This is a genomic window from Klebsiella sp. 64 (assembly GCF_018223915.1).
Taxonomy (GTDB): domain Bacteria; phylum Pseudomonadota; class Gammaproteobacteria; order Enterobacterales; family Enterobacteriaceae; genus Klebsiella; species Klebsiella pneumoniae.
In genome coordinates this window covers 1-6,940 of the sequence record NZ_JAGRQZ010000053.1, presented here as the reverse complement: position 1 = coordinate 6,940, position 6,940 = coordinate 1, and the positions used below count along the sequence as shown (strand labels likewise).

General features: G+C 40.9%; 3 protein-coding genes and 1 pseudogene. 2 read left to right on the top strand and 2 right to left on the bottom strand.

Annotated features, from left to right (window positions below; translation table 11 throughout):
* Window positions 1-59: 59 nt before the first annotated feature.
* Both KHQ23_RS25705 and KHQ23_RS25700 read right to left on the bottom strand, forming a co-directional pair.
* Window positions 60-1,028 carry a lysozyme inhibitor LprI family protein gene (locus tag KHQ23_RS25705; protein ID WP_211776822.1) on the bottom strand — a complete coding sequence of 323 codons (969 nt, stop codon included), beginning with the start codon at window positions 1,026-1,028 and terminating at the stop codon, window positions 60-62.
* Between the two features lie 329 nt (window positions 1,029-1,357).
* Window positions 1,358-1,516, bottom strand: a pseudogene (locus tag KHQ23_RS25700) (type I restriction-modification system subunit M N-terminal domain-containing protein); the annotation flags it as partial.
* A 692-nt stretch (window positions 1,517-2,208) separates the two neighbouring features.
* On the opposite strand from KHQ23_RS25700, the gene KHQ23_RS25695 reads away from it, so the two are divergent.
* Window positions 2,209-2,778 carry a recombinase family protein gene (locus KHQ23_RS25695; RefSeq protein WP_086076596.1) on the top strand — a complete coding sequence of 190 codons (570 nt, stop codon included), beginning with the start codon at window positions 2,209-2,211 and terminating at the stop codon, window positions 2,776-2,778.
* A gap of 1,175 nt (window positions 2,779-3,953) precedes the next feature.
* Window positions 3,954-6,940: hypothetical protein (locus KHQ23_RS25690; protein WP_211777032.1), on the top strand; the 2,987-nt coding region annotated here is incomplete at its 3' end.

The window sequence follows — 6,940 nt, the reverse complement described above, 5'->3', positions numbered from 1 at the left end:
GCGTTACGCATGAACCATTCAGTTTGCAGCATCCCGCTGAGTGAATGATTACATTTTATTCAGCCCCCGTAAGGTTTCTCAACAGGAGGTTTAGGCCTCGAAAGTCGATTGGGGTTCGAGGATAATGAATTATATGTGCATTGGTTAAAAAGATTAATTGACTCAGTCTGCCTTCTGCCAACTTCTGCATTAATTTCATTTCTTCGATTTTGTTCTTGTGCTCTCATATTTTCAGGAAACTCATTGAAGGGCCGCCAATCATTAGATTTGTACCACGCTGTAATCAAAGATTCTCGTGCTTTATGTTCCTGTCTACAGTTTGAATTGTTGAGGGCCGACGTCATTGTTTCGAAACTGACACCATAGTCGATGTAACTTTTTTTGGATACGATGAATGAAGCGAAATCATCTTTATTAGCGTCAATTTTTTTAAGTATGCTCAGTGTCAAGTTTGGGTTCTCTTTAAAATCCCTTTCAATGAGTTTATATATTTGCTCAACCCCGCCCTGCATATCACTATTTTCCCAAGCGATTTTCGGTATGTTATTTTCTTTCTGCTCTACATCATCAGCATTATGTTGGGGAGGGGGTACATTATCTTGTGGCTGTGGCTGTGGCTGTGGCTGTGGCTGTGGCTGTGGCTGTTTAGGATATGTTTGCTGTATAGGTGCTTGTGCGGGAGTTGATTGTTGAACTTGCACTGTATGTCCTTCGCCTAACATCATATTCAAGTCATTAATTCGTGCTGTGTATGCATTTGTAATCCCTTGGGCCGTTGTTGCTTTATTCCGCACATCCTTTAACCAGCTCAATTGAGATTTTTTAATTAGCTGAGCACTCTCGGGCTTGGATTGATTTACTTTTTTATATAATACATTTAACTGATCATCTAAAGAAGATAATGCTGGCGTAGTGCAAATTGTTAGCTCAACATACCCGCTTGCTTTATTGCAATCAAATGAAGTGGCAGTAGCTGTTTTTCCAAAACATATAAATGATACGATTAGTGCTATGTGAGATATTTTCATTCATCCTTCCCGATGAGCAGTGGTTCATGTTTGATAATTATAAAAATTCTGTCATGAATGATAATTCTATCACTTAGCTATATTTGTCAACTATTGAGTGCTAAAATTTTCCTTTAACTTTTACAGTATTGTCCGGTACGTTCACTAACAATGAACATAGCTCCGCTATTGTTGTAGTGGTTTACTGAATTTGGCCACCTGAACAAAGGTCATATACTCTCCTCAAAACCACACCGTTTCTGATGCCACTGAGACTTGATACTGGTTTTGTCATTAGTCACCTCTGGATGAGAGTTTACTCACTTAGTCCCGTGTCCACTATTCTTGGGTACCTGAGCTTTAGTGGGAGCAAGTACGCACTCAAGACGACGCAGTACAGTGAAGGGCAGGATAATGCGTCCGTACTGGGATTGTTTGAAATCACCACGCAGTAGGTCAGCAACGGACCAGATCAGGCTTGCCAGAGAAGAGATATTGGTTGTCATCAGGTGTGTACCAGGGATTCAAAAAATTAATCACGAGGATAACGCTCAGGGACCTGGTGAACAAGAGATTACCCGCCTTGTGTTGACCTCAGCAGGGTTTCAGTACTGTCATGCTCCCCCAGCATCAGGATAGTAATGTCAGTAATGGATATAGCCCCGTATTACAATGATTCAGCGTTTTTTGCTCTCCAGCGAAACATAGTTGTATCCGTTCGTGATACTGCCAGTACTGGCACACACAATCGTTATGGCATCACTCAACCACGTGAACACCATTCCACTGCTCCCTGTTGGCCTTTAATGCACTCCTGAACACGAACGCGGCTAAGGTTACTCGTTTTTAGTGAGGCAATATAATAATTACAGTAATTTTATTTGTGTCAGCAGAATGTTAAGCAATTACTTACCCAGATAAAAAATGCTTCATATTTTTAGCCCAGCGTTCTCATTTCGGACAACAGTTCAGTTTTTACTTCCCTTGGAACTAAAACCATTACGGCTAGCGAAGTGAAACCGACGCATTATCACACCTCTCATGGTAGTACCGGTATGTAGTACATTCAGTCTTAAAAGGATGTCGTTTTATGACCGACAAAAATGTTCATTTTATGTGCATAATTTCAGTCTCAAAAGTTTGATATAAAACAAGACCAGTCTTATAATAAAACAACTACCTTTAGAGACTGGGGACTATTATGGCTGTGATCGGATATGCTCGTGTAAGTACGGATGAACAGACTGTAGAAAATCAGCGGCAGCAACTTGCAGTCTATAATGTGGAACGCTGGTTTATTGATGAAGGTATCAGTGGAACAAAGGAAGCACTAAAGCGTGACGGGTTCGGTACATTGATGAACTATGTCCGCGAAGGGGATACTGTGGTTTGTGTGGCAATTGATCGTATTGGACGTAATACCATAGACGTATTGTCTACAGTCGAAGCACTGAAAACCAAAGGCGTTAAATTAATCAGCAACCGTGAAGGTTTTGATTTAAGTACACCAGCAGGTGAAGCCATGCTAACGATTATGGCAGCACTGGCAAAACTGGAATTAGCGACCTTGGCAGAACGTAGAGCAGCAGGTATCAAGCGAGCACAGGCGGCTGGTAAACATTGTGGTCGTCCAGCCAAAAGCGACAGTGCAACAGTAACAGGGCTCTTTAATGCTGGAAAGACCTGGCGAGAAATTGCAGAAATTACCGGGCTGAGTAAAGCAAGTATATATCGCCTGAGATCTCAGGTAATGGTGGCAGGACAGAATTGATTTTACGGTTCGTGCCAAAGGGATTGTTGTTAATCTATTGAATTATATAGCGTAACAACATAGACCTGACCAGTTCAGCAAGATGATATCAATACTGGCACCTGAAAAGGCTGCATACGTGAAAGAACTTAGGAAAGTCTGGCGAAGGCAAAAGAACTTGGTGTCTCTATCGCTACCGTAAAGAGGTACTGGAACTATGCCCAGTGATAAAGATTTAATTACCTGTCGTGAAGAGCGAAAGGAGTTCTGGCGTTTTGTTGAAAAGTACTATCAAGATGAAGACGACATATTACTGTATGGTGTACTCGTTTGTGAGTTCGATACAGAACTTATACATAAAATATCCAAATGTGCTTTCCCGCCAGTGAATTCAGGCACGTACCATTAGGGGATGTTTTCCCGACATATAGCAGAAAGTATATCCCCTCAAGATTTGACGCCTTGGCTCCATAAGGATCGGTTGAATTTCATCCAACTTCCTATCAAACATACCCACGCATTTTTTTCAAAATACATGAAATTATTTCCACTTAGGTGGTACTATTATAAGTACCTTGCAGTGCTACTGCTGTACCTAAGAGATTGCTCGCTTGTACGATAAATACATATATATGAAGGCGAATAGGTTAACCCACACTTGTGGGATATTTCTTGTCCGTTCTTTTTCATTAAATGTAAACGTATAAGAGAGTACAAGATGAATAAGTTTAAAAAGACAAAAGTTGTGGCTGTTCGCATAAATGAACAGCAGTATGATGCATTGCATGTTCTCATTAATAATGGGAAGGCTCAATCAATATCAGGTGCAATTCAGTATCTGATAAGCCAGCATATAATCCTGGGTAATTAAGGTGCGTAAGTCTGTCAATCAATTGGCAGACTTACTAAACAATACCACGATGCTTAGCTCACAACGACATTGTTAACTCCTTCATTAGACGAATAATAATATTCCCATGCAAAGATGTAAGTTACAACAAGATCTGTACCTTACTGAGCAACAATTACAGTACTTGGGGATGATCCAAGCAAGCTTCAGTATTAAATTTAGCAAAATTAACTAATTTTTCTGGATAAAGTAATCCGTCGATGACTGTTAATTAATATCTGTACCCCCAATAAAAAACCAGCACTGGAAAGCACTGGGGCCTTCACAAACTAAGGATAAAATGAAAATGAAAACATTGAGTGCTATTTACACTACGCCTAGCCGCAGTCTAACAAATAAAGAATATAACATTTTTGGATTGAACCCTAAAAAAGGTGAACATTCAAAGATGATATGTGCGAATATGAACTGGGATGATATCGTTAAAAATTTTTCTGATTCTGAAAAATGGCAAAAAATTGGCGGCGATACCGAATCCACCAAGAGTGACCTGCTCATGATAATTTTCGGCAGAACTATAACCTCCGACATTGATCAATGGTGTACACGCAATAACACAAATATTGTGGCACGTTCCGGTTTCATTCTTGATTATGACGGAGAAGGTAATAAGTCCTTTAGTGATATTCAGAAGGTAATTAGTGAGTACGAGTATTTCCTGTTTTCAAGTCCGTCATACGGTATAAAACCAGGTGATCGTTGCCGCATCTACTTGCCTTTTGAGTGCGAGATATCTGCTGACGAATGGCAGGTTCGAAAAAAATCATTTGTACAATATTTCAATGACATAGGAATTACAATTGATGCAAGTTGTATGGTACTGAGTCAGGGACAGAATGAACCAGCATATGACGTTACTGCGTCTAAGCCGCCATATGCATATTACAACAAAGGACGGTTCATCAATCCGCTAGTTGATATCAAACATATTTCTCCGTCACAAATACCAAGACTGACAACTACCTATAACCCCACAAATACAAGTACGAGTTCCTTGACTGCACTGTTGCAAGAGGTCTGCAATCACAATGCTGGCTCACTGGCTTATTGTGACCGACGGACGTTGGCATCATTACTGGTATTACTGGGTGTTGAATATTACGAGATTGAACGAGTTCTGACTCACTGTTCACGCCCTGGGTTCACTCAGTCTAATACGGATATCATTGATGGTTGTGGCGTCTTCAGCAATCTATATGGCCTGTACAAGTTTGTATCAAAAGGATTCAGGATCCCAGAAGATATACTGCCTAATACGACGGCAATCGCTATTCCGCAGGTAGGTCCTGTGACACTCAGTACTGCATATCACTGGGACTATAAGAAAAAATTGATAAGTGAACAGACACTCAGTGATATAACTACAGAGATGCCTCATAACCAACTAGGAAAGCATTTAGTTGTCTGTGGTTGTGCAGTTGGTAAAACCTATGAATCCGCGAATAACTCCGACTCTTTGACAATCGTCCCTAATACTTCAATTGTTTCCCAGTATACAGCACCTGAATATATAGGAACGCCTGATGAAAATACGTTGGGCAGTAATATTTGCACATGGAACCAGTTAGAGAAGTTAGTTGGTAAAACACATGAACAATTGTCCATCATATTGGGTGATCGCAGAATATTAGATATAGATGAGTGTCACGGTCTATTTTGTGATTACTCGTATAAACGTAAGACCATAGATGCTATTTTCAAGGTGTTGAGTGCTGGGTATTTCAGACAGGTACGCTTTCTGTCAGGGACAATATTACCAACTGACTTCTACGGCATCAGCTTTGACAGTGTTTCATTTATTGAACGCACCAGCACAATGAAGAAGACTATAAATGTGATCTATTCACATAATCTGAGTAATAAGAAAACGAAGTATCCAGAATTCAATACTACTAACTGCTTTGATTTCATTGCCCGCAATAATACCGATGCCAAAAAGTTGATCCTGATAAATGACAAGAAAAAATGTGCCGCTATGTCCATTGCGTTGGAGAAAGCAACAGGCAAGAAATATCTGGTCGTTAATGCTGATCGGAAAGAAGAAACCGAAATAAAGGCGTTATTCTCTACTGGGTTGCTGGGTGAGTATGACGGAGTCATTGGTACTGCCTCAATATTCGAGGGATGGAACTGTAACGAAGTATGTGAATTTGGGGAGTGTCATATGATCGGAGATTTCAGTACCGCACGCATTCAGCAATTCACACATCGGTGGCGAAAATGTTCCAGCGTTAATGTCTACCACTACCGAAAGAAGCCAGAAAAATCGACAACTAAAACATTAGATGAATTACTGGGAAATATAGTAGACGAAGCTAACGCCCAGTTATCTATCGCTAATCGCCGTATTAATGGTGAATGCCCGGCATACATTGCAAAATATGCAATAGATAATAATTCAGCACTGATTAAGTACGACAAAGACCTGTCTCCTGATGCTTTCGTATTGAATGAGGTAGGGATCAGTTACAACCGTTTTGAAGAAATGGCACGATATGAGCAGTTAGATAGTAATACGTATTACTCAAATCTTATGCTCCACGGTTTTGAACTGGGGTTTGAAAAGACCGAGATGAAACCGTTTGGCGATTTTTACAAGGTGTTGGCGGATATAGAAAAGGTACACCGTGAGTTACGCACTGCGAAAATTGATCAAACCATTCAGTATTGGAAGAATAAGACTCCGGTCACTGAGATTACTGACCCGTGGATCAAGCTCCTGTACGGACGAATGGAGCAAATCAGTAACAGCAAATCCGGTATGGTTAGTGCTGATACAGTGCCTGAAGTACTGGAGGCGTACAAGAGTAATGAAAAGATATTGGAAGTGGTCGAATCTGACTATGATTTCAATGTAGATGGATCTCTGGTTCGTGAATATCTGAATAAAATTCTGCCTAGTTACTTGGTACTACCCGGCACGAAATATGACGGGTTATGGCTATCCCGTGAAAGCCGCGATAGGCTTGCCACTGAAGGGGTCAACTTCGTGCTTAAAGCTATCTATGGCGGTTCTGTAGCTGAAATGGTTGGTAGTCCCGAATGGCGTGGATTGATCGAATTAGATGGTAATAGTTGGAAATTTTGTCCAGATCATCAGGTGATTGGCAAGCTCCTTGGTAAGTGGTTTGGCTGTATTGAGCATAAACAGTTGTGTGTCGCGGGTAAGCGTGGCTACTACTGGCAGATCCACAAAATGCGTTCATGTTTGCCAGTACTGGGCAAACGCGTGGGCTACGACAAGGCCAGAACTGAATGGTTCATGCGTAACGC